This is a genomic window from Streptomyces gossypii, assembly GCF_025165795.1.
In the GTDB taxonomy this organism is placed as follows: Bacteria; Actinomycetota; Actinomycetes; order Streptomycetales; family Streptomycetaceae; genus Streptomyces; species Streptomyces gossypii.
Genome location: NZ_JAJAGO010000016.1, coordinates 90,869 through 113,950, shown reverse-complemented (window position 1 = coordinate 113,950; position 23,082 = coordinate 90,869). Strand labels below are relative to the sequence as shown.

Annotated in this window: 23 protein-coding genes; 4 read left to right on the top strand and 19 right to left on the bottom strand. The window is 70.0% G+C overall.

The window, feature by feature from the left end:
- Positions 1-38: 38 nt before the first annotated feature.
- The 6 genes from LHJ74_RS28840 to LHJ74_RS28815 all read right to left on the bottom strand — a co-directional run bounded on the left by LHJ74_RS28840 (position 39) and on the right by LHJ74_RS28815 (position 5,849).
- Positions 39-545: a hypothetical protein gene (locus LHJ74_RS28840; protein WP_260221150.1), complete on the bottom strand. Its 507-nt coding sequence runs from the start codon at positions 543-545 to the stop codon at positions 39-41.
- Entirely contained in the window at positions 472-1,362 is an 891-nt protein-coding gene (locus LHJ74_RS28835; RefSeq protein WP_260221149.1) for a hypothetical protein, read from the bottom strand. The genes LHJ74_RS28840 and LHJ74_RS28835 overlap by 74 nt, the downstream gene beginning before the upstream one ends.
- Before the next feature lie 333 nt (positions 1,363-1,695).
- Complete coding sequence (locus tag LHJ74_RS28830; RefSeq protein ID WP_260221148.1) at positions 1,696-2,481, bottom strand: DUF5995 family protein; 786 nt, start codon at positions 2,479-2,481, stop codon at positions 1,696-1,698.
- Positions 2,482-2,558: 77 nt separating this feature from the next.
- A complete protein-coding gene (locus tag LHJ74_RS28825) occupies positions 2,559-4,412 on the bottom strand; it encodes a polysaccharide lyase family 7 protein (RefSeq protein WP_260221147.1) in 1,854 nt (617 codons plus the stop codon).
- Between the two features lie 338 nt (positions 4,413-4,750).
- A complete protein-coding gene (locus tag LHJ74_RS28820) occupies positions 4,751-5,275 on the bottom strand; it encodes a hypothetical protein (protein ID WP_260221146.1) in 525 nt (174 codons plus the stop codon).
- A 328-nt stretch (positions 5,276-5,603) separates the two neighbouring features.
- A complete protein-coding gene (locus tag LHJ74_RS28815) occupies positions 5,604-5,849 on the bottom strand; it encodes a DUF397 domain-containing protein (RefSeq protein ID WP_260221145.1) in 246 nt (81 codons plus the stop codon).
- A gap of 336 nt (positions 5,850-6,185) precedes the next feature.
- Here LHJ74_RS28815 and LHJ74_RS28810 point away from each other — a divergent pair, with 336 nt between their 5' ends.
- On the top strand, positions 6,186-6,581 hold the full coding sequence (locus tag LHJ74_RS28810) for a hypothetical protein (RefSeq protein WP_260221144.1): 396 nt from the start codon (positions 6,186-6,188) through the stop codon (positions 6,579-6,581).
- A 427-nt stretch (positions 6,582-7,008) separates the two neighbouring features.
- Here the strand turns inward: LHJ74_RS28810 and LHJ74_RS28805 are convergent, their stop codons facing one another.
- The 9 genes from LHJ74_RS28805 to tkt all read right to left on the bottom strand — a co-directional run bounded on the left by LHJ74_RS28805 (position 7,009) and on the right by tkt (position 15,847).
- Positions 7,009-7,629: a dihydrofolate reductase family protein gene (locus LHJ74_RS28805; RefSeq protein ID WP_260221143.1), complete on the bottom strand. Its 621-nt coding sequence runs from the start codon at positions 7,627-7,629 to the stop codon at positions 7,009-7,011.
- Positions 7,629-8,135 carry an SRPBCC family protein gene (locus LHJ74_RS28800; protein ID WP_260221142.1) on the bottom strand — a complete coding sequence of 169 codons (507 nt, stop codon included), beginning with the start codon at positions 8,133-8,135 and terminating at the stop codon, positions 7,629-7,631. Before LHJ74_RS28800 ends, LHJ74_RS28805 begins: the two co-directional genes overlap by 1 nt.
- 3 nt (positions 8,136-8,138) lie before the next feature.
- Positions 8,139-8,480: an ArsR/SmtB family transcription factor gene (locus LHJ74_RS28795; RefSeq protein ID WP_260221141.1), complete on the bottom strand. Its 342-nt coding sequence runs from the start codon at positions 8,478-8,480 to the stop codon at positions 8,139-8,141.
- A 222-nt stretch (positions 8,481-8,702) separates the two neighbouring features.
- Positions 8,703-8,921, bottom strand: a complete 219-nt coding sequence (locus LHJ74_RS34270) for a hypothetical protein (protein ID WP_311203363.1) — start codon at positions 8,919-8,921, stop codon at positions 8,703-8,705.
- 205 nt (positions 8,922-9,126) lie between these two features.
- Positions 9,127-9,921: a 6-phosphogluconolactonase gene (gene pgl, locus LHJ74_RS28785; RefSeq protein ID WP_260221140.1), complete on the bottom strand. Its 795-nt coding sequence runs from the start codon at positions 9,919-9,921 to the stop codon at positions 9,127-9,129.
- Positions 9,918-11,066, bottom strand: a complete 1,149-nt coding sequence (gene opcA / locus LHJ74_RS28780; protein ID WP_260221139.1) for a glucose-6-phosphate dehydrogenase assembly protein OpcA — start codon at positions 11,064-11,066, stop codon at positions 9,918-9,920. Before opcA ends, pgl begins: the two co-directional genes overlap by 4 nt.
- Positions 11,063-12,589, bottom strand: a complete 1,527-nt coding sequence (zwf, locus tag LHJ74_RS28775; protein ID WP_260221138.1) for a glucose-6-phosphate dehydrogenase — start codon at positions 12,587-12,589, stop codon at positions 11,063-11,065. The genes opcA and zwf overlap by 4 nt, the downstream gene beginning before the upstream one ends.
- Before the next feature lie 6 nt (positions 12,590-12,595).
- Positions 12,596-13,723, bottom strand: a complete 1,128-nt coding sequence (gene tal / locus LHJ74_RS28770) for a transaldolase (RefSeq protein WP_260221137.1) — start codon at positions 13,721-13,723, stop codon at positions 12,596-12,598.
- Positions 13,724-13,771: 48 nt separating this feature from the next.
- Complete coding sequence (gene tkt / locus LHJ74_RS28765) at positions 13,772-15,847, bottom strand: transketolase (RefSeq protein WP_260221136.1); 2,076 nt, start codon at positions 15,845-15,847, stop codon at positions 13,772-13,774.
- A gap of 327 nt (positions 15,848-16,174) precedes the next feature.
- On the opposite strand from tkt, the gene LHJ74_RS28760 reads away from it, so the two are divergent.
- The gene (locus LHJ74_RS28760; protein ID WP_260221135.1) at positions 16,175-17,113 is read left to right on the top strand and encodes a heme o synthase; all 939 of its coding nucleotides are present in this window, start codon (positions 16,175-16,177) and stop codon (positions 17,111-17,113) included.
- Between the two features lie 243 nt (positions 17,114-17,356).
- On the opposite strand, the gene LHJ74_RS28755 is transcribed toward LHJ74_RS28760, so the two are convergent.
- From LHJ74_RS28755 to LHJ74_RS28740, 4 genes are all read right to left on the bottom strand, one after another.
- Positions 17,357-17,740, bottom strand: a complete 384-nt coding sequence (locus LHJ74_RS28755; protein ID WP_375546859.1) for a hypothetical protein — start codon at positions 17,738-17,740, stop codon at positions 17,357-17,359.
- 75 nt (positions 17,741-17,815) lie between these two features.
- A complete protein-coding gene (locus LHJ74_RS28750) occupies positions 17,816-18,829 on the bottom strand; it encodes a COX15/CtaA family protein (protein WP_260221134.1) in 1,014 nt (337 codons plus the stop codon).
- Positions 18,830-18,874: 45 nt separating this feature from the next.
- Entirely contained in the window at positions 18,875-19,705 is an 831-nt protein-coding gene (locus tag LHJ74_RS28745) for an ABC transporter permease (RefSeq protein WP_260221133.1), read from the bottom strand.
- The gene (locus tag LHJ74_RS28740) at positions 19,705-20,643 is read right to left on the bottom strand and encodes an ABC transporter ATP-binding protein (protein WP_260221132.1); all 939 of its coding nucleotides are present in this window, start codon (positions 20,641-20,643) and stop codon (positions 19,705-19,707) included. The genes LHJ74_RS28745 and LHJ74_RS28740 overlap by 1 nt, the downstream gene beginning before the upstream one ends.
- Before the next feature lie 147 nt (positions 20,644-20,790).
- On the opposite strand from LHJ74_RS28740, the gene LHJ74_RS28735 reads away from it, so the two are divergent.
- Complete coding sequence (locus LHJ74_RS28735) at positions 20,791-21,648, top strand: helix-turn-helix transcriptional regulator (protein ID WP_260221131.1); 858 nt, start codon at positions 20,791-20,793, stop codon at positions 21,646-21,648.
- A complete protein-coding gene (sufB, locus tag LHJ74_RS28730; RefSeq protein ID WP_260221130.1) occupies positions 21,645-23,066 on the top strand; it encodes a Fe-S cluster assembly protein SufB in 1,422 nt (473 codons plus the stop codon). Before LHJ74_RS28735 ends, sufB begins: the two co-directional genes overlap by 4 nt.
- The last annotated feature ends 16 nt before the right edge of the window (positions 23,067-23,082 follow it).

The following is a 23,082-nucleotide window of genomic DNA, read 5'->3' as shown; positions in this document are numbered from 1 at the left end:
CATGAGACCTTGACCTTGCCGTTGGTACGACGGCAGCGTCAGAAGTCTGGGGTGTCCAGTGCGTGGTGGCAGTGGATGACGCCGGTATAGGGCGTCTCGCGGCCGCCCTTGTGACGCCTGGTCCGGGTGACGGCCGCGGTCAGCGCTCCGGGCTCGTCGCCGCTGACCTTACGCCGTGCGACGAGTGAGTCTCCGTCAGCCGTGTACGTCTCCCCGGAGCCCAGCTCGGTGACCTCGATCCTGGTGACCTTGCTGCCGTCGGCCACCACCACCCGGCCGTCCCAGGAGGCGCACACCCCGTAGAGGCTGTCGAAGTGCGTGTCGCCCGTGCCGGATTCCTGAGGTTTGCTGAGGTAGGTCAGATGCCGGGGCTCGTCGACCCCGACCAGCAGCCGGGAGGTGGAAGTGGCCCGCGCTGGCGACTCCGTGTCCAGGCGGATGATCTCCTGACGCCCCTGCCCGTCGGCCGACTCACCGGTCCATACCCGCTCCGAGGACACCTCGGTGATGTGCTCGTCCCACTCGACGGGCCCGTTCTCGCACATGAGCGACCGGGCCAGGGTGCGGACATGCGGGGCGTCGAACATGTCGGTGCCCCCCCAGCCTGGCGCTGACGGCGTGGAAGTCCTTGCCGCGCACGACGTAGAACATCTCGTGCGATTCCCCCGTACTCGGCTCGATGGTGGCCCGCAGGAGCAGTCCGTGGTCGCGGCACCCTCCGATGCTGTGCCGCTGATCCTCCCGGCTCACGGAGGTGAAGCTGGGATCGTAGGTCCGCAGCGGCCCGGTGACGCCGTTCTTCACCGTGACCGGCCGCCAGTCGTAGCTCTTCCCCTCGAAGCCCGCGACGCGCAGCTTCGTCATGCCCTCGGGCACCAGCAGCCGCAGGTCCTTCCGCGGCGCTGACCCGTTCCTGGACGGGTTGAGCACCAGCGGTGAGGAGCCATACTGAACTGTTCGGGGCAGCGACTCCACCGCGTAGGGCGACGGCGTCGTGAGGGGGCTGTCAGCCTTCTCGCCTTCCCGCTCCTCGTAACGGAAGAGCACTTGCCGCGAGCCGAGCAGCACCGTGGGCACCTTCTTCGCGCCAAGCGAGCCGGCGAACAGCACTGTCGGCTCGCCCGCGCTCAGCTCGTTGGCGCGGGCCCGGGCGTCGAACTGGCCAGTCCGCTCCCGGTAGAAGGCGAAGGCTCGTGCCGCGGCCCGCAGCAACTCCTCGTCGTCCTGACGCCCGCCGCGGCTGGGCCAGTACTTGCTGGTCGCCGCAGCCGAAACGGAGTCGTCGTACGTCAGATGGTGCCCCGGACCGTCGTCATTGATCCCCCAACCGCCCAGCAGGCCGGCGCCCAGGCAGAGCGCCATCGCCGCCGCCACCGCGCGGCGCGGACGCCCCGCGAGCGTCCCGTACGGCGCGTATACCGCGCATCTCCCGTATATTGGCAGTGCCCATCCGCCCACCCCCGTGATCAATGCGGAGCGGTCAGCATATGCCCGCGGTGATCTTCGTACGAGGCGTACGCCTGAACCTGGCGGCGAGCAGAATCGACTTCGATGCTGAGCCGTGGGCAACTCTTCCAGGGAGCGGACTGGGGCGTTGCCCGGAGCCTTTACCCGCAGGCGATGAAGGAGGCCGCGTCGTGAGGAGTCCCGGCTTGGCCCCTTCCAGCGGGATGCCGCACGGTCGACCGCCGGGCGTCACCCCGTCCCCTGCCGGGCGGAGGGTCGCTGCATGGCGTTGTCCAGGTGGGTGATGACAGCCGGTACGTCAGCACTCTCGGTGCTCCGGATCAGCTGCAGGGCGGGCCGGGCGAGGCCGCCCGGTCGTGCCAGCAACCGTGCGAGCACGGCGGTCCGGATGTCGAGCCGCTCGATGGTGGCCTCGCGCTCCCCTTCGTTCTGCCCGGCAAGCAGGACAGCGTTGTACCACGCCTCCTCACGTGACTGACGGACGCTGAAGTCGAGGATCCGCTCGTCGGTGCGGGCCCCGACCTGGTCCAGCAGCGACATGAGCGGCGACAGGGCGCCGACCGAGTCCTGCACCACCAGCACCACCCGCGCAAGGATTTCGTTGATCAGCAGGAAGTCGCGCCGTAACGCGTGGATGGCCTCGCCTGGGCTGGTCCGCGCGGCGGCGATGGCCAGGTCGAGATTGATGTGCGCGTTCACGCCGAGCAGCAGGTGCTGGACGATGACGGTGTCTGCGTCGTCGAGCAGCCCGAACGACTCGCGCCAGCAACGCGGCCCGCTCCGGTCACGGTGCCAGGCGTCGTACGCGTCGAAGTAGCGGTTGCCGAAGAGCGTGTCGAAACGGTCCATTCGGGCGCCGTCGTCGAACAGTCCGCCGTGGATGGCCGTGCGGACCTCCACGGTCACCTGCCGGTACAGCGCCGCGAAGTACCCGGCCCGGTCACCGGTACGGCCGGCCTCCCGCACGATCCCGGCAAGCTCGTCCACGACCTCGTCGATGTTCTCTGCCGCCATGCCCAACTCCCCTCTCGCGCTCTTCCGGTTCGGCCCGCACTCCGACTGCACCTCAGAGCATCAAGTCGTGAGGCTCGTTACTCGTAGAGTCGGACCCAGTCGACCTCGAAGACCGCCGGGCGGAGGCCGCTGCTGCCGGTGAAGTTGTCGAGCTGGATGTTGAGATGACCTGAGGGCATGTCCTGGATGTCCCCGCGGTCGGAGTCCGCGCCGCCGGAGACTCGGAACCACTCCTCTCCGTCGACATAGCCGACCAATGCGTCCGGTGTCCATTCGAAGGCGAAGTTGTGCCACTCGTTCATGTCCAGCGGACAGAGGTCGCGGCGTTCCTTCTTGTCCGAGGGGCTCTGCGGATAGTGCAGGAAGGCCGTGAGGCACTGTGCGTCGGGGTCCGAGTACTCGACCCAGTCGTACTCGCCGTTTTCGAGCCGGTTGCCCTCGGTGGGCCAGATCAGGTGCAGCGGGTGGTAGAGGCCGCCACTCGATCCGGTGTTCCGTGAGCGTGACCGGATCTCCCACCGGCCGTACTGGCCGTCATGCTCCTGGCGGAGCCATCCCGTGTCGCCGTTGGCCTCGCCGCGCATGGTGAGCATGCCGTCCGCCACCGTGCTGTTCTTCGCGCACCGGCGGCCGTTGCCGGCGTGGCCCTCCCAGCATCCTTCGGTGCCGCCGTACTCGCCCGACGGTGTCGCCCACTTGGCGGGGTCGACCGCGCCGGTGTAGTCGAACTCGTCCGAGACCGGCAGCGGGGTGCCCCAGCCGTGCCGCTCGGCGGCCTGCGTCTGGTCGGATCCCTGGTCGTCGCCGTGGGTGACGTCCAGATCGTAGATCTTGACCTCACCGTAGTTGTCGGCGCTGCACGGGGAGGAGTCCTCGCAGTCAGCCTGGGTGTAGGCGCCGGTCTTGAAGTAGTTGGTGGAGTCGGAGTGGTCGATCGTCGTTTCCAGCCCACCGTTGTAGTAGATGTCGATCTCACCGTCGTTCACCACGTACTTGATCTCGAAGACGGTGTTGAGCTGGTAGTTGTCGGTGATCAGGTGGTGGTTGGTGGTGTCGTCCTTCGTGATCCAGAGCTTCGAGCCCTCCAGGCGCAGCGCGGTGACATCGTCATCGCCGCCGTGGATCTGGGCGCCGACGACCTCCGGCTTGTCCTCGGGCAGGTGGGTGAAGGCCTCCCGGACGGTCATGGTGTGCGGGCCACCGGACGTGGAGGACCATTCGATCTCATCCCCGCCGCCGCTCTCCATCTCCCGCAGCTCGGAGCGCGGGTTGCTGGAGCCGCTGGTGGTGACGCCGTTGACGGGCGCGCGGAACCGCACCGCGTCCCCGGGCTCGGGGACGAGGAAGAAGGGGTCGTGGGAGTAGCCGGCGAGCTGGGGCTGGAAGATCTCGGTGGGGTCCTCCTCGTCGCCGATGGGCAGCGTCACCTTCCAGTCGCTCAGGTCGAGCACCTCGGACGGGAGCTTGGTCTCGCCGCCGTCGTCATCGCCGTCGCCGGGGCCGCCCCAGACCTCGACCTCGGTGAGGCTGTTCCAGTCGCCCTCGCCGTCACCGGTGTAGCCGTGACCGAGGTAGCGGACCTTCGAGGTCTGGACGGGGTCGAAGTCGAACGACTGCAGGCCCGTCGTCGTACCGCTGCTCTGGCCGTCGTAGACGGTGGCCCAGCTCGACCCGTTCCAGTACTGGAGCTCGAAGACGTTCTGCCGGGTGGTGCCCTTGTGCACGGCGATCTTGATGTGGGTGACGGTCTTGGACTCGCCGAGGTCCAGCTGCAGCCAGGCGCCGTCGCCTTCGCCCGACCAACGGGAGACGTAGTCGTTGTCCACGACGTTTCCGGGTTCGTTCCCGTCATGGGTGCTGGCCGTGACGGCGCCGGCGGCGGGGGTGATCTGGACGTCGGCGGCCTGCGCGGTGGTCGGCACGAGCAGCATCGCCATCACCGCCATCACCGGGGCGAGGACGGCGAATGCCAGCGGCAGCCGCCCGCGTCTCCAGGGTGCGAGACGGGTTAAGAGGGTGAGCCTCACAGGTTGGTCCTCCTCATTCGGTTCTGCTCCTGAACCCTGGCCTCGCAGCCCGGGTGTCAGGCGGACTGGAGGTCTGGACGACTACAGCAGCTCCGGAATTGTTCAGCAGGTGCCTCCGCTGCGGTGAACAACTCCTCTTCCCCGGAGAGCGGGCACACCATCGGTGGGCGTGGCCGCGCGGCGCGGGACCGGCCCGCACCCACCGAGGGCACGGGCCGGTCCGCCTTACCAAGTGGTGCCGCTCAGCACTTCTTGGTGCTGGCCGCCTGTCCGGGCAGCGGGTCGCCCGCCCGGCGCAGGGAGCCGACGCCTGCCGTGCACTCACCCGAGGTCTTGGTGCCCTGCGACCAGTACTCCTGACCACTGGTGTTGGTCCACGAGCGCTTCCCCAGCACCTCGTCCTGGGTGTAGCTGTAGACGGCGACCGTGATGTCGTACGCCTTGTTGTTCTGGCGGAACGAATCCCAGACCCAGAGGTAGCCGTAGTTCTCCTTGCAACTGGCCGAGTGGAACTGCTTCACGGAGGCGATGTGCACCCCGCCCCGGTCGATGTACCGGACTTCGCCGATCGGCTTGGCGTCCGAACAGACCGCCGCCGCCTTCGCCTTCTTGCTCAGCGGGTTCCCAGTCGCCGAGGGAGCCGCCGACTTCGGCTTCTCCCACTCCGACGGGCTGGGCGCGGGCCCGCTCCCGGCCAGCGCCGACCCTGCCGGAAGCAAGGCGAACGCGCAGACCAGTGCCGCGAAGGTGCGCTTGGTGTATCGCATGCCAATACCCTCTCCTTCGTGCTCCGCACGACGACGCGCTCCGTGGCTTCCTCAGCTGAGCCGACGCGCCTCGTGCGTTCGGCCGCAGTCGGCCGAACGCTGGGAAAGACACGCAACGGGCTGGAAAGGGTGCACATTTCCCGGCATCCACACCCATTCGGCCTATCGCGCTCCTGGCGGGCCCATGGAACCGCAGGTCGGGCCGGGCGGGGCAGGGGGCGGTGGGTGACTACGGGCCGTTCCACGTCACGGTAGGGCCGTGCGAACGGTTTCCACCTGCTGGAGCACGAGGGCCTTGACCACATCCGGCGGCTCATGCCCAAGGCGATCAGCCCTTGGCGGCGAATTCCACGAAGGCGGCCCAGCGTTCGGGCGGCAGCGCGAGTATGGCTCCCGTGCGGTCCTTCGAGTCGCGAACACGAACGGTGCCGAGGCTGGTGGCGATCTCGATGCGGTCGCCGCCTTCGGTGCCGCCATCCGCGCCTGTCCTCGCACGCTGTGCTCCTGCTGGCCTGGCAGCTCTCGCTGCCGGACGGCGCCGGCGAGGCGCTGAGCGCCACGGCCGTCCGCGCAAGAAGACCGCCTTCCAGCAGGCCAAGCGCGAACTGCTGGCCGAGGGATATCTGCACGAGTGGCGCGTTCAGGGGGAGTGCGGGAGGTTCGCCACGGTCCAGCTGCTGTCCAATGTGCCGCTGTCGGCCGAGGACGCCGCCGCCGCGCGGGACGGACGCGGGGCAGCGGCGCCGAGTGACCGGAATCCGGCGGTCGGTGAACCGGCCAGTCGGGCCGTCGGCCGTCAACCACAGAAGAATTTCGAAGAGCACACCACCCACCCACCGCCCGAGGCGGTCGAGCCCCCGGCCGAAGCGCAAGCGCACGCGCTGCTGCGCTCCCTCGCCCGCACCGATCCGTGTCCGGCCGTGCCGGCCCGCGCCGTGCGTCGCTGGCCGCGCGCTGGCTGGCGAGCAGCGGGCTTTCGTACGAGGAGGTCCGGCGCGCGCTCACCCAGGGGCTGGCGGGCGCCCGTTCTCCGCTGGGCGGGCTGCGCTGGCGGCTGGAGCACGCGCTCCCGGACGGACCACCGGAAGTTCTGTCCGCTCCACGCCCGGAACCACGCGTCGTCCGCATGCGCGAATGCGAGGGCCGCCCCACTCAGCCCCGGCTGTTCACGCCCACCGATTCCGGTGAACGCCGCTGCCGCGACTGCCGTACCGCCCCGCCGGCACCACCGACACCGCCCGGCGCGGGCTCCGGCTACGAGCGCTTCCGTGCCGCCCGCAGGGCCGCATGTCCGGCCGGGGCATAGGTCAGCGGTCCCCTGCGGGGAGGTCACGCCCTGGCCGCGTACAGGAGACGCGCTCCGCGCAGACAGCCGCATGCGTCAGCGCGTCTGTGCTGGTCAACGCGGTGTGTGAGCCGTCACGGATTACCGCATGAGGAACCGCGGTACCAGCCTGCCCCACTGGTCACAGGAACTCCCGTCCCTCTGCCGAGAGTTGGGGTGCCGTTGACGAGCGGCACCCCGGGTGACAAGTAGCCTGCCAGTAGCCTTCGGATCGAAGGCGCCCGTATGCGCGCATGTCAGAGGACCCCGGCCGTGGCCGGGGTCCTCTGAGGTTCTGGGGTCGGGCTGCGCGGCGGCCGGTTCGGGGTCAGTCCGTCGTCGCCGCCAGGGCGGGCCGGGCCGTCCGCGGGCAGCTGACCTCGGCGGGAGAGCGCTGAGTTCGGGACAATCACCGCTCCCGGACGGCGTAGGTCACATGCGTCACCCTCGGGGAGGGCTCCGCGCGGACCTGCTCCAGGGCCACGCGGCCCGCGTCCACGCCCTCGAACAGGCGGATTCCGGAGCCGAACAGCACGGGTGACAGCGCGATCGAGAACTCGTCGATCAGGCCCGCGTTCACGTACTCCAAGATCGTCGCGCCGCCGCCCGCGATGCGGACGTCGCGATCACCGGCGGCCTCGCGGGCCTGGTCGAGCGCGGACTCGATGCCGTCGTTGACGAAGTGGAACGTGGTCCCGCCCGGCAGCTCCCAGGGGTCACGCCTCTCGTGCGTCACGACGAAGACCGGCGTGTGGAACGGCGCCTCCTCCGGCCACATCCGCTCGCCGGCGTCGAACATGCGCTTGCCCATCACGCTCGCGCCGGTGCGCTCGAACGTCTCCCGCACGATGTCGTTGTCGCGCCCCTCCTTGCCGCCCTCGCCCAGCTTCAGGTTCTCGCGGAAGAACCGCTGCGGGAAGATCCACCGCTGGAGCTCCATCCACTGCTGCCCCATCAAGTCCTCGGAGGACTCGGGCGCGATGAAACCGTCCAGCGACATCGACACGCTGAAGAACACCTTCCCGGCCATCAGCCCTCAACTCCCTTCCGAACGATCTCGGTGACGTAGGCAGCCAGGCTGCTCAGGGTCTGCTGGCCGGCCTCGATCGCGTGGTACTTCTCGACCGCCTCGTCGCGCTGCTCCTTGGTGGGGAACACCGTGTGCATCTCGATCCGGGTCGCCGCACCGTCGGGCTCGAACGTCAGGACCGACTCGAAGGCGTTCGGGTCGTCGCGGGTCTCACCGTGGAGCATCGCGATCCGCTCCGGCGGGGCGAGCTCGGTCCAGGAGATCCACTCCTGGTAGTCCGTCCCGTCCGGTCCGTGCATCACGAAGTCCCACTCCCCGCCGACGCGGAACTCGAACGCCCGCGTGGTGGTGGTGAACCCCTCCGGCCCCCACCACTGCGAAAGGTGCCGCACCTCGGTGAACGCCTCGAACACCAGCTCCCGCGGGGCGTCGATGACCCGGGAGATCACGATCTCGCGGTCGGCTGTCGCCGACTGCGCCGGCGTTCCTTGTCCTGTCGTGCTCATCAGCTACTCCGCTTTCCGTGTCTGATTCAGGTCCTGCACGTAGGCGTCCAGTCGGTCGAAGCTCTCGTTCCAGAACCGCTCGAAACCGCCGGTCCACTCGTGGACCGGTCGCAGCCCGCTGGCGTCAAGGCCGTACAAGCGCTGCTTGCCTGCCTTGCGGTCCCGCACCAGCCCGACCTCCCGGAGCACCCGCAGGTGTTTGGACGCCCCCGGCTGGGTCATCCCCAACTCCTGGGCCAACTCGGTCACCGACCGCTCACCCGCCCGCAGCAGCGCCAGGATCTCCCGGCGCTGCGGCTCGGCGATCGCGTTGAAGACGTCCGACGTCGTCGCTGCTCGTGCCATGGGTTCCATCGTATTCCGATATCGGCATACGTCAAGCCTGAGGAATCAGGCGGGTCTTGTCAGATGACGATCGTGACCCCTGCCGACGGCGGCGGAAACCGAGCGGTGGGCAGGCCCCGGTGATCGGCGTGACTGGCCTGGTCCAGGCGGAAACCGTCACGCTTCGCGTTCGCAGAAACGAGTAGTTCTGAGACCCGGCCGGGACTTCCGCGTCCGGCTCCGTCAGAGCCCGACCGCCGAGGGCGAGAGCTTCCGGACCGAGGTCACCGTCACCCGTACCGAACGGCAGCCGCCGGTCGCGGCGTGGGCCGAGGCGCCGCCCGCCGACTCGGAGACGGGCCGGGGGCTCCTCCTCGTCTCCCAGCTCGCCGACCACTGGGCCATCGCGCCCCGTGCCGGGGCACCCGGCAAGCACGTCTGGGCCGAGCTGCACCGTGTCATCAGGTGATACTTGGCCGATACGCGTCTCCCGCGGCGCTGATGTCTGGCAGCTCCAGGGTGACTACGAGCGGATCTCCAGACCGGGATGATCGTCCTCGACACCACCGCCCCGGGGCACCGGGCCAACGCCATGCTGCCCGCGCGCCTCGCCGAAGCGACGCTTGCGGCGCGGTTCGTGGTGCCCGAGCGCTGACGCCGCGCGCCGTCAGGAGGCGGGTGGGGTGGAGAGGTCGCGGGGGAGATGGGCGGCCGCGGCCGTGTCGAGGAGCCAGAGCGTGCGGGAGCGGCCGTACGCGCCCGCGGCGGGGGCCTGGATCTCGCCCGCGCCGGACAGCGCGACGGCCGCCGCCTCCGCCTTGTCCCTGCCCGCGGCCAGCAGCCACACCTCGCGGGCCGCGCGGATCGCTGGCAGCGTGAGCGAGATGCGCGTCGGCGGCGGCTTGGGCGCGCCGTGTACGGCCACTACGGTGCGCTCCGTCTCGCGCACCCCCGGGTGCTCGGGGAAGAGCGACGCCACATGGGTGTCCGGGCCGACGCCCAGCAGCAGCACGTCGAAGGCGGGCACCGGCCCGTGGTCCTCCGGGCCCGTCGCGGCGGCCAGTTCGGCCGCGTACGCCGCCGCGGCCGAGTCCGCGCCCGCCGGATCCCCGCCGTACGCGCCATCCGACGGCGGCATCGCGTGCACGCGGGCCGGGTCCAGCGGTACCGAGTCGAGCAGCGCTTCGCGGGCCTGGGTGACGTTCCGCTCCGGATCGCCGTCGGGAAGGAAGCGTTCGTCGCCCCACCACAAGTCCAGCCGGGACCAGTCGACGGTGTCACGGGCCCTGGGGGCGGCAAGCGCCGCCAGCAGCCCGTTGCCGTTGCGCCCGCCGGTCAGCACGACGGAGGCGGTGCCGCGCGCGGACTGCGCCTCGACGATCCTGGCCGTCAGCCGCGCGGCGGCGGCCTGGGCCATCTCCTCCTTGTCGTGGTACACCACGACCTGCGGTGTGGTGGTCACTTGGCGCTCCGGCGGCCCGTCGGCTTCTTCTTCGCCTCCGGTGCGGCGGTGGTCTTCCGGGTGGCGACCGGCTGCGGTTCGGCCTGTGGTTCGGCGGTCCCGCCGTCGGAGCCGGGGCCGTCTGACGTGCCGTCGGCTGCCGCGCCCTCGGCTGCCGTGCCGTCGCCCATGGCAGTCGCGCCACCCGCCGGGCCGCCGCCCGCAGGCGGTTCCGAGGCCGTCACCGCAGCCCCCAGCCTGCTGAGCCCGAAGCGCACCGCCTCCTCGTACGCCTCGTCCGGGTCCAGCCGCCGCAGCTCCTCGGCGATCAGCTCCGCCGTCGTGCGCCGCTGGAGCGCCACATGCCGGTCCGGCTGCCCCGGCACGGCCAGCTCCGCCAGCGAGCCGTCCGCCCGGTCCAGGCAGATCTGCCCGTCCGTGGTCTCCATCCGTACGGCCGTGATGCCCGGACCTTCGGAGACGATCCGCTCCACCGGCACCCGCAGCCGCTCGGCAAGCCACAGCGCCAGCAGCTCCGTCGACGGGTTGTACGCCTCACCCTCGACCTGCGCGGCGGTGATCTTCATCTGCTTCTGGTCCAGGGCGGCCGCCAGCACGCTCCGCCACCCGGTGATCCTCGTCCAGGCCAGATCCGTGTCGCCCGGCGCGTACGTCTCGGCGCGCAGCCGCAGCGACGCCACCGGGTCCTCGGTCTGTGCCGCGTCGGTGATCCGGCGCTGCGCCAGTGTGCCCAGCAGGTCCTCGGAGGGGTGCTCCGGGGCGTCCTCCGGCCACCAGACGACCACCGGCGCGTCCGGCAGCAGCAGCGGCAGCACCACGCTGTACGAGTGCGCGGCCAGCTCGCCGTGCAGCCGCAGCAGCACCGTCTCACCGGAGCCGTTGCCGGTGCGGACCTCCGCGTCCAGTCGTGCCTTGGCGCGGTCACGGGGCGAGCGGCCGGGACGCCGCACCACCACCAGAATCCGTGACGGGTGCTCCTTGGACGCCTCGGCTGCGGCCTTCAGCGCGTCGTAGTGGTTGCCCTCGTCGGTGACGATGACCAGGGTGAGCACCATGCCGATCGCGGGCGAGCCGCTGGCCCGGCGGGCCTGCACCAGCGCCGTGTTGATCTGCCCCGAGGTGGTGTCCGTGAGATCGATGTTCATGGGCGCCGCCAGCTCCGTCCGTCTCGCGCGAGCATCTCGTCCGCCGCCGCGGGACCCCAGGTCCCGGCCGGGTACTGCTCGGGCTTGCCGTGCCTCTCCCAGTGTTCCTCGATCGGGTCGAGGATCTCCCAGGAGCGTTCGACCTCCTGGTGGCGCGGGAAGAGGTTCGCGTCGCCGAGGAGGACATCGAGGATCAGACGCTCGTACGCCTCCGGGCTGGACTCGGTGAAGGACTCGCCGTAGGCGAAGTCCATCGTCACGTCGCGGATCTCCATCTGCGTGCCCGGCACCTTGGAGCCGAAGCGGATGGTGACGCCCTCATCCGGCTGGACCCGGATGACCAGGGCGTTCTGCCCCAGTTCCTGGGTGTCGGTGGCGCCGAAGGGAGAGTGGGGGGCGCGCTGGAAGACGACCGCGATCTCGGTGACCCGGCGGCCCAGGCGTTTGCCGGTGCGCAGATAGAAGGGGACGCCCGCCCAGCGCCGGTTGTCGATCTCCAGCTTGATGGCGGCGTAGGTGTCCGTCCCCGACTGGGGGTCGATGCCGTCCTCGTCGAGATAGCCGAGCACCTTCCGGCCGCCCTGCCAGCCCGCCGCGTACTGCCCCCGCACCGTGTGCGCGGCCAGGTCCTCCGGCAGGCGCACGGAGTTGAGCACCTTCATCTTCTCGGTGACCAGCGGCTTGGCCTCGAAGGAGACGGGCTCCTCCATGGCGGTGAGCGCCAGCAGCTGGAGCAGGTGGTTCTGGATGACGTCCCGGGCCGAACCGATGCCGTCGTAGTAGCCCGCGCGCCCGCCGATGCCGATGTCCTCGGCCATGGTGATCTGCACGTGGTCGACGTACGACCTGTTCCACAGCGGCTCGAACATCGTGTTCGCGAAGCGCAACGCCAGGATGTTCTGGACGGTCTCCTTGCCCAGATAGTGGTCGATACGGAAGACCTCGCTGGGCCGGAAGACGTCGTGCACGACGGAGTTGAGGTCCTGGGCGCTCTTCAGATCGTGGCCGAAGGGCTTCTCGATGACCGCCCGCCGCCAGGAGTCACCCTGCCCGTCGGACAGCCCGTGCTCCTTGAGCTGGGACACGACGGTGGGGAAGAACTTCGGCGGCACCGAGAGGTAGAAGGCGAAGTTGCCGCCGGTGCCCCGCGACTTGTCCAGCTCCTCGATCGTCGCCTTGAGGGTGCGGAACGCGTCGTCGTCGTCGAAGACGCCCGACACGAAGCGCATGCCCTGGGCGAGCTGCTGCCAGACCTCCTCACGGAACGGTGTGCGTGCGTGCTCCCTGACGGCGTCGTGGACGACCTGCGCGAAGTCCTCGTGCTCCCAGTCCCGGCGGGCGAAGCCGACCAGCGAGAAGCCCGGGGGCAGCAGCCCGCGGTTCGCCAGGTCGTAGACCGCGGGCATCAGCTTCTTGCGTGACAGATCGCCCGTGACGCCGAAGATGACCAGGCCCGACGGCCCCGCGATACGCGGGAGCCGTCGGTCCTGGGCGTCTCGCAGCGGATTTACCGCGCTGCTCACTTTCGGTTACGCCTCCTTCGGCGCGAGGCGCTTGAGCTCCGCCTCGGTGGAGCTGAGCAGATCCATCCAGGACTTCTCGAACTTGTCGACGCCCTCGTCCTCCAGCACCTGCACGACGTCGTCGTAGGAGATGCCGAGCTTCGCCAGCGCCTCCAAGTCGGCGCGGGCGCCCGCGTAGCTGCCGCGGACGGTGTCGCCGGTGATCTCACCGTGGTCGTCGGTGGCCTCCAGGGTGGCCTCCGGCATGGTGTTCACCGTGTTCGGAGCGACCAGCTCCGTGACGTAGAGGGTGTCCGGAAGCGCCGGGTCCTTCACGCCCGTCGACGCCCACAGCGGGCGCTGCGCGTTGGCGCCCCGGAGGGCCAGCGCCTTCCAGCGGTCGGCGGCGGTGACCTCCTCGTACGCCTCGTACGCCAGCCGGGCGTTGGCCAGGGCCGCCTTGCTCTTCAGACCCTTGGCCGCTTCGGCCGCGTCGTCGCCCAGGGCGTCGATGCGCTTGTCGAACTCGGTGTCCACCCGGGAGACGAAGAACGACGCAACCGAGTGAATCGAGGAGAGGTCCAGCCCCTTGGCGTCCGCCTGCTCCAGACCTGCCTGGTAGGCGTCCATCACCTCGCGGTAGCGCTCCAGGGAGAAGATCAGCGTGACGTTGACACTGATGCCCGTCGCGATCGTCTCGGTGATGGCGGGCAGGCCGCCACGGGTGGCGGGGATCTTGATCAGCGCGTTCGGCCGGTCCACCAGCCAGGCGAGCTGCTTGGCCTCGGCGACGGTGGCCGCCGTGTTGTGCGCCAGCCGCGGGTCGACCTCGATGGAGACCCGGCCGTCCTGGCCTCCGGTGGAGTCGTAGAGCGGCCGGAGGATGTCGCACGCGTCCCGGACGTCAGCCGTCGTGATCATGCGGACTGCCTCTTCCACGGTCACCCCGCGGGCGGCGAGATCGGCAAGCTGCTCGCCGTAGCCGTCGCCGGAGGAGATCGCTTTCTGGAAGATCGTGGGATTGGTGGTGACGCCCACCACGTGCTGCTCATCGAGCAGCTCGCCGAGCGCGCCGGACGTGATGCGCTTGCGCGACAGGTCGTCCAGCCAGATCGCCACGCCCTCGTCGGAGAGGCGCTTGAGTGCGTCTGTCATGGGATGTGCATCTCCAAATCGATCGTGTGCGTGCGCGAGTGCGGACGCTCAGCGCGCTGCGGCCTGCAGGGACTCCTTGGCGGCCTGGGTGACGGCCTCCGAGGTGATGCCGTACTCGCGGTAGAGGGTCTCGTAGTCGGCGGACGCGCCGAAGTGCTCCAGGGAGACGATCCGGCCCGCGTCACCCACGTACCGGTGCCAGGTCAGCCCGACCCCGGCCTCCACCGCGACCCGTGCCTTCACCCGCGGCAGCAGCACGCTGTCACGGTATGCCTGGTCCTGCTCCTCGAACCACTCGACGCAGGGCATCGAGACGACGCGAGTGGGCACGCCCTGCTCCTGGAGCTGCTCGCGGGCCTCGACGGCCAGCTGCACCTCGGAGCCGGTACCGATCAGCAGCACCTGCGGCTCACCGCCCTCGGCCTCGGCCAGTACGTAGCCGCCGCGGGCCGTGTGCTCGTTGGCCGGGTAGGTCGGGACGTTCTGCCGGGTGAGCGCGAGGCCGTGGGGTGCGGGCTTGTCCGCGTGCCGCCGCAGTATCTCGGCCCAGGCCAGCGAAGTCTCGTTGGCGTCGGCCGGGCGGACGATGTTGAGCCCGGGAATCGCCCGCAGCGAGGCCAGGTGCTCGACCGGCTGGTGGGTCGGGCCGTCCTCGCCCAGGCCGATGGAGTCGTGCGTCCAGACGTGAGTGACCGGCGTCTTCATCAGCGCGGCCAGTCGCACCGCGTTGCGCATGTAGTCGGAGAACGTCAGGAAGGTGCCGCCGTAGATCCGCGTGTTGCCGTGCAGCGCGATGCCGTTCATGGTGGCGGCCATCGCGTGCTCACGGATGCCGAAGTGCACCGTGCGGCCGTACGGATCGGCGCCCGGCGCCTTGTTCCCCTCGGGCAGGAACGAGGTGTCCGCGAAGGAGGTGTTGTTCGAGCCCGCCAAGTCGGCGGAACCGCCCCACAGTTCGGGGATGACGGGACCCAGCGCCTTGAGTACGGCGCCCGACGCCTTACGGGTGGCGACGCCCTTGCCCGGCTCGAAGGACGGCAGCAGCTGCTCCCAGCCCTGCGGCAGCTCGCCCTTGCGGATGCGGTCGAACTCGGCCGCCCGCTCCGGAGCGGCGGCCCGCCAGTCGGCGAAGCGCTTGTCCCACGCCGCGCGTGCGTCCAGGCCGCGGGTGATCGCGCCGCGGGCGTGCGCGAGCACGTCCTCGTCCACCTGGAAGGTCTTGTTCGGGTCGAGGCCCAGCAGCTTCTTGGTGGCCGCGACCTCCTCGTCGCCCAGCGCGGCGCCGTGCGAGGCGCCGGTGTTCTGGGCGTTCGGGGCGGGCCAGGCGATGATCGACCGGACGGCGATGAACGACGGGCGCTCGGTCTCCGCCTGCGCGGCCCTCATCGCCGCGTACAGCGCCTCGGGGTCAAGGTCGCCGTTGGGCTGCGGCTCGACGCGCTGCACATGCCAGCCGTACGCCTCGTACCGGGCGGCGGTGTCCTCGGAGATGGCGACCTTGGTGTCGCCCTCGATGGAGATGTGGTTGTCGTCCCACAGCAGGACGAGGTTGCCGAGCCGCTGGTGACCGGCGAGCGAGGACGCCTCGGCGGAGATGCCCTCCTGGAGGTCGCCGTCGCCCGCGAACGTCCAGATCGTGTGATCGAACGGGGAGCTGCCGGCGGCGGCGTCCGGGTCGAAGAGACCGCGCTCGTAGCGGGCGGACATGGCCATGCCCACGGCGTTGGCGACGCCCTGGCCCAGCGGCCCGGTCGTCGTCTCCACTCCGGCGGTGTGCCCCTGCTCGGGGTGACCCGGCGTACGGCTGCCCCAGGTGCGGAACGCCTTGAGGTCGTCCAGCTCCAGGCCGTAACCAGCCAGGTAGAGCTGGATGTAGAGAGTCAGGCTGGAGTGGCCGATCGACAGGACGAAGCGGTCGCGGCCCGTCCAGTCGGGGTCGGTCGGGTCGTGCCGCATGAGCTTCTGGAAGACGAGGTAGGCGGCGGGCGCCAGGCTCATAGCCGTGCCGGGGTGGCCGTTGCCGACCTTCTGCACGGAATCCATCGCGAGGACTCGGACGGTGTCCACTGCCCGCTGGTCCAGTTCGGTCCAGTCAAGGTCTGTGGTGGTCGGCTTGTTGCTCACCCTGCGTCAGGGCTCCTCTCCACATGATCGAATGCCGGTGACGGACGGTGCACCGGCGATGTCGAGGGTACCGCTGTCGGCGTACCCGTCCTTTCGAACGTCCACGTTGTGCCACCTCGCCGCCAGGCACGAGGCCTCTGCTGGGGACAATCGGTATCGGACGGGCGATATTCCCCGGCCCGGCACCGTCTCCCAACACGGAGGCACCCCGAAGGAGAGCGGCTATGGCCAACGTCTAAAGTGGCGTGGTAAGCGTGAGCTTTCACCGGGGCTTCCTGCCCGGGGCTCGCTCGTCTAAGACTGTTGATGATCTGATCAGGGGTGTTCGTGACGGCCGTCGAATCCCGTCCTGCGGGGGTGCTCGACAACAGCACCGTCCACCGGCCGCTCGGTGCCAGGGTGAGGGGCTTCATCGCTCTCACCAAACCGCGCATCATCGAACTCCTGCTGATCACCACCATCCCGGTGATGTTCCTCGCCGCGCAGGGTGTGCCCGATCTGTGGCTGGTACTGGTCACCTGCATCGGCGGCTATCTCTCGGCAGGCGGCGCCAACGCGCTGAACATGTACCTCGACCGGGACATCGACGCGCTGATGCACCGCACCGAGCACCGGCCGCTGGTCACCGGGCTCGTCAGCCCGACCGAGGGGCTCGTCTTCGGGATCACCCTCGCGATCGGCTCCACCCTCTGGTTCGGCCTGCTGGTCAACTGGCTGTCGGCGGCACTGGCGCTCGGCGCGCTGCTCTTCTATGTCGTCGTCTACACGATGATCCTCAAGCGGCGCACGGCGCAGAACATCGTCTGGGGCGGGATCGCGGGCTGCATGCCGGTCTTCATCGGCTGGACCGCGGTGAAGAACGAACTCGGCTGGGCCGCCCTGGTGCTCTTCCTGGTCATGTTCTTCTGGACGCCGCCGCACTACTGGCCGCTGTCGATGAAGGTGAAGGACGACTACGCGCGGGTCGGCGTACCGATGCTTCCCGTCGTGGCGGGCAACGCGGTGGTGGCCCGGCAGATCGTCCTCTACAGCTGGGTGATGGTCGCCGTATCGCTGTCGCTCTGGCCGCTGGGCTATACCGGCTGGTTCTACCCCGTCGTCGCGCTGATCGCCGGCGCCTGGTGGCTCAAGGAAGCGCACGGCCTCCAGTCGCGAGCGCGGGCCGGGGTCACCGGCGGCAAGCTCAAGGAGATGCGGCTCTTCCACTGGTCGATCACGTACATCTCCGTGGTCTTCCTCGCCGTCGCCATCGACCCGTTCCTCTAGTTCGTGCCCGGTTCGCCTCCGAGGGCTTGTACCCGTGTCGACACCCCTCGGCGCTGCACTCGCTCGTGCCTCGCTCGTTTGACCTCGTCACTTCCGACACCGGCGCCCTCTTCGGCTCACTCGCCCGGCTGGTGCCGGTGGGGGTACGCGGGCCCCGGGTGATGGGGTGGCGAACGCGGGGCCATGAGGCATGCCTCAGGTCCCTCAGGCCCCGGCGGGAGGAGGCGAACCGAGCACGAAAACTCAGCCGCCCAGCTGGATGCCTGCCATGCGGGACCACTCGTAGGGTCCGGTGCGTACGCGGTCGGCCATCGGGCCGTCGAAGCTCTCCCGTACCGTGATGCCCGCACGCTCGACGGCCTCCTCGGCGATCTCCTTCGAGCGGGCCACCAGGTCTCCCCAGGTGCCGTCCTCCGCCACCATGACGATGCGGGCGCCGCTCTGGCCGAGATAGGCGATCTGGCCTTCCACGGGGCCCTCGTGCGCGTCCGTGAAAGCGATGATCCGCCTGGTCAGCCGCGCCGTACGCCGCTCGTCCCGGCCGCTGCTCATGCTGCCGCCGCCGCTGGCCCCGTGAGCGCTGTCGGAGTCGGCCGTCGGCTCGTCGGAGTGCTGTGTCTCTGCCATGACCCTGATGCTACCGACGGGTAAGCCGAGTAGTCCATGGAGGTCCGGCCGCACGCCCGGCAACCGGCACCGGCGCTACCTGCCGGAGACCGCCAGGGTCTCGTCCTCGGGCACCGCGGCCGGGACGGTCACGGTCACCGACGCGGAGCCGGACTCCGGGAGCCCCCGCTCGCGCAGCGACAGCACGAGACGGCAGATCGCGATCCATACAAGCGTCGAGCCCAGCAGGTGGATGCCCACCAGGATCTCGGGGAGGTCGGTGAAGTGCTGCACGTAGCCGATCACGCCCTGCGCCATCAGCACCAGGAACAGCTCCCGGGTGCGGCTGCGGGGGCCCACGGGGGCGTCCACGGCGCGCAGGACGAACCACAGCCCGACGGTCAGCGTGACCACGATCCAGGCCAGCGAGGCGTGCAGCTGTGTGACCGTCTCCGGGTCCAGCGGCATCCGGGGCACATCTGAGCTGTCGCCCGCGTGCGGCCCCGAGCCGGTGACGACCGTGCCCGCCGCCACCAGCGCGCAGGAGGCCGCCCCCAGCACATAGACCAGCTGCTGGACCGGCTTGCCCACCAGCGGACGCGGCTCGCCGTCGCCCTCGCGGGCGCGCAGCCAGGTCATGGTGGAGACGGTGAGCAGCGCGAGGGCCAGCAGGAAGTGTCCGGCCACCGTGTACGGGTTGAGCTCGGTCAGCACGGTGATGCCGCCGATCACCGCGTTGCCCATGACCAGCCAGAACTGCGCCCAGGCCAGCCTGCCGAGCTGCCTGCGTGCGGGCTTGGCGGCGCGCACTGTGACGATGGCCCAGCCGACGGCGGCGGAGAGCACGTAGGTGAGCATCCTGTTGCCGAACTCGATGGCGCCGTGCAGGCCCATCTCCGAGGTGGCGGTGAAGCTCTCCTCGCTGCACTTCGGCCAGGTCTCGCAGCCCAGCCCGGAGCCGGTGAGCCGTACGGCGCCGCCCGTCACGATGATGAGCACGCTCATGACCACGGCGGAGAGGGTGGCGCGTTCGAGGGTGCGCTGGGTGGGTGTCCAGCGGGCCCCGATGTACGTGATGGGGTTGCGTACGGCTTCGGGCAGTTTCGGCACGGAGTCATGTTACGACCCTCTTGTGCGCCCCTTCACAAGGGGGGTTCACTCCCACCGGAAGAACCGGGCGGCGGCTGCCAGCCCGAGGACCGCCCAGCAGCCCAGCACGGCCAGCGCTCCCCAGGGCACTCCGGCGCCGTGCTGGAGGACGTCGCGCAGCCCGTCGGACAGTGCCGTGATCGGCAGCAGTTCGAGTGCGTCCCGTACCCCTGGGGGGAACTTCTCCAGCGGCACGATCACACCGCCGCCGACGAGCAGCAGGATGAACACCAGATTCGCGGCGGCGAGCGTCGCCTCCGCCCGCAGCGTCCCGGCCATCAGCAGGCCGAGCCCGGAAAAGGCGGCAGTGCCCGCGAGCAGCAGCAGTACGACCGCGGCCGGGTTGCCGTGCGGCGACCAGCCCAGCGTGAGCGCCACCGCCATGAGCAGCAGCACCTGGAGCAGCTCGATCACCAGTACGGAGCACGTCTTGGCGGTCATCAGGCCCCAGCGCGGCAGCGGGGAGGCGGCGAGACGTTTGAGCGCGCCGTAGCGGCGGTCGAAGCCGGTGGAGATGGCCTGGCCGGTGAACGCCGTGGACAGCACGGCGAGGGCGAGGATGCCGGGGGTCAGGAAGTCCGCCCGCTCGTCCCCGCCGCCGTCGGCCGCCGTGCCCGGCAGCTCGATGATGTCGACGGCGCTGAAGAGGACCAGCAGCAGAGTGGGGATGAGGACGGTCAGCAGCAGCTGTTCGCCGTTGCGGAGCAGCATCCGGGTCTCCAGCGCTGCCTGCGCGGCGATCATGCGCGGCAGCGGAGCGGCCCCGGGGGCGGGCGTGAAGCTCCCGCCGCGCGGTGGCGCCTCGGAGGGCGGGGTGCCGGTCGTGTCCGTGGCCATCAGCGCAGCTCCCTGCCGGTCAGCTCCAAGAAGACATCTTCCAGCGTCCGCCGCTCCACCGAGATCCGGTCCGGCAGCACGCCGTTCTGCGCGCACCATGACGTGACCGTCGCGAGCAGCTGCGGGTCGACCGTGCCGGTGAGACGGTACGCGCCGGGGGTCAGCTCGGCCGCGGCGGTCTCCGGGGGCAGGGCCTTGAGCAGCGAGACCAGATCGAGGCCCGGGCGCCCGCCGAAGCGCAGGCTGTTCTCTGCGCCGCCCCGGCACAGCTCCTCGGGCGCGCCCTGGGCGATCACCCGGCCGCCGTCCACGATCGCGACCAGGTCGGACAGCTCCTCCGCCTCGTCCATGTGGTGGGTGGTGAGCACGACGGTCACTCCGTCCGTACGCAGCTCGCGCACCAGGTCCCAGGTGGCCCGGCGGGCCTGTGGGTCGAGGCCGGCGGTCGGTTCGTCCAGGAAGACGAGCTCGGGGCGCCCGATCACGGCCATCGCCAGGGCGAGCCGCTGCCGCTGCCCGCCGGACAGCCGCCGGTAGGGCGTACGGCCGCAGCTGCCCAGCCCGAGGCGTTCGACGAGCGGGCCGACCTCCAGCGGGTGGGCGTGCAGACCGGCCATGTGGCGCAGCATCTCCACGGCGCGTACGCCCGAGTAGACGCCGCCGCTCTGGAGCATCACCCCGATGCGGGGCCGCAGCCGCGCCGCGTCGGTGACCGGGTCGAGTCCGAGGACGCGGACGGTGCCCGCGTCGGGGCGGAGGTAGCCCTCGCAGGTCTCGATGGTGGTGGTCTTGCCCGCGCCGTTGGGCCCGAGGACGGCGGTGACGGAACCGGCGGCGACGGTGAGATCGAGCCCGTCCACCGCGGCCTTGCGGCCATACCGTTTCACCAGGCCCGCGACCTCGACAGCCGGTGCGGGGCGCGTACGGGCTGAGTGCATACGAAGAGTCTAGAGAGACCAGGTCAGGGTGGATTCGCGGGGTTCCGGGGGCCGCGCGGGTAAGGCTGGCCTTACGTGATGTACTCCATTCGAGCAGGTCACAGGCGTGGCTTGCCGGACTCCGGTGAATTACGCAACAATGGTGTTGTGAAAAAGGACGGCGATGCGCGCGAGGCGTCCCCGACGGCCGCACCGGCCGCCGGTGGTGCGAGCGTGCCCGCCGTCACCGACGAACAGCACGGCACGCGGAACCGCGTCGCCCGCTCCATCCTCGACCACGGGCCGTCCACCGCGGCCGAGCTGGCACTGCGCCTCGAACTCACGCAGGCGGCGGTCCGCCGCCATCTGGACACCCTGCTCACCGAGGGCGTCGTGGAGCCCCGCGAGAAGCGGGTCTACGGCTCACGTGGCCGGGGCCGCCCGGCCAAGATGTTCGCGCTCACCGAGTGCGGCCGGGATGCCTTCGACCAGGCGTACGACGAGCTGGCGGCCGACGCCATGCACTGGATCGCCCGTTCGGCGGGCGGCGGCGAGCCGGGTGAGGCCGCGGTCCTGGCTTTCGCCCGCGCCCGGGTCGCGGCCCAGGCGGAGCGCTACGAGGAGGCACTGGCCAAGGTGCCGCCCGAGGGGCGTGCGAAGGCGCTGGCCGAGGCCCTCACCGAGGATGGGTACGCTGCCACGGCGCGCAGTGCGCCCGCTTCCGCCGGTGAGCAGCTCTGCCAGCACCACTGCCCGGTGGCGCATACCGCCGAGCAGTTCCCGCAACTGTGCGAGGCGGAGACCGAGGTCTTCTCGAACCTCCTCGGCACCCACGTGCAGCGGCTTGCCACCATCGCCCACGGCGACGGGGTGTGCACGACCTTCGTGCCGCACGCGCAGACCGCCCAGTCTGCGCGAGGCGCGCCGGGCGCACAGACTTCCCAGACCACCAGGACCACCAGGACCACCAGCACCAGCAACGCCACCACAGCATCTGCGCAAACTGCCGGGAGGAACCCCGCATGACGCTCCCTACGGAGACCGCTCACCCCGAGCTCGAGGGTCTGGGCAACTACGAATACGGCTGGTCCGACTCCGACGCCGCCGGTGCCACGGCCAAGCGCGGCCTCTCGGAGGACGTCGTCCGTGACATCTCGGGCAAGAAGAGCGAGCCCGAGTGGATGCTCAAGATGCGTCTGAAGGGCCTCCGGCTGTTCTCGAAGAAGCCCATGCCCAACTGGGGCTCCGACCTCAGCGGCATCGACTTCGACAACATCAAGTACTTCGTGCGGTCCACCGAGAAGCAGGCCCAGTCCTGGGAGGACCTGCCCGAGGACATCAAGAACACCTACGACCGGCTCGGCATCCCCGAGGCGGAGAAGCAGCGCCTCGTCGCCGGTGTCGCCGCGCAGTACGAGTCGGAGGTCGTCTACCACCAGATCCGCGAGGACCTGGAGGAGCAGGGCGTCCTCTTCCTGGACACCGACACCGCGCTGCGCGAGCACCCGGAGCTCTTCCAGGAGCACTTCGGCACGGTCATCCCGACCGGTGACAACAAGTTCGCCGCGCTGAACACCTCGGTCTGGTCCGGCGGATCCTTCATCTACGTCCCGCCGGGTGTGCACGTCGACATCCCGCTGCAGGCGTACTTCCGGATCAACACCGAGAACATGGGCCAGTTCGAGCGGACGCTGATCATCGTCGACGAAGACGCCTATGTGCACTACGTCGAGGGCTGCACCGCGCCGATCTACGACTCGGACTCGCTGCACTCCGCGGTCGTCGAGATCATCGTGAAGAAGGGCGGCCGCTGCCGCTACACGACGATCCAGAACTGGTCGAACAACGTCTACAACCTGGTCACCAAGCGTGCCGTCGCCTACGAGGGCGCGACGATGGAGTGGGTCGACGGCAACCTCGGCTCCAAGGTGACCATGAAGTACCCGGCCGTGTACCTGATGGGCGAGCACGCCAAGGGCGAGACGCTCTCCGTCGCGTTCGCGGGCGAGGGCCAGCACCAGGACGCCGGCGCGAAGATGGTGCACATGGCGCCCCGTACGTCGTCCAACATCGTCTCGAAGTCGGTGGCGCGTGGCGGCGGCCGTACCTCCTACCGGGGTCTCATCGAGATCGCAGAGGGAGCCGAGGGCTCCAAGTCGAACGTGCTCTGCGACGCGCTGCTGGTGGACACCATCTCCCGCTCGGACACCTACCCGTACGTCGACGTCCGCGAGGACGACGTGACGATGGGCCACGAGGCGACGGTCTCCAAGGTCAGCGACGACCAGCTCTTCTACCTGATGAGCCGCGGCCTCTCCGAGAACGAGGCGATGGCGATGATCGTGCGCGGCTTCGTCGAGCCGATCGCCAAGGAGCTGCCCATGGAGTACGCGCTGGAGCTGAACCGGCTGATCGAGCTGCAGATGGAAGGCGCGGTCGGCTGACGCCGATCCCCTCCGT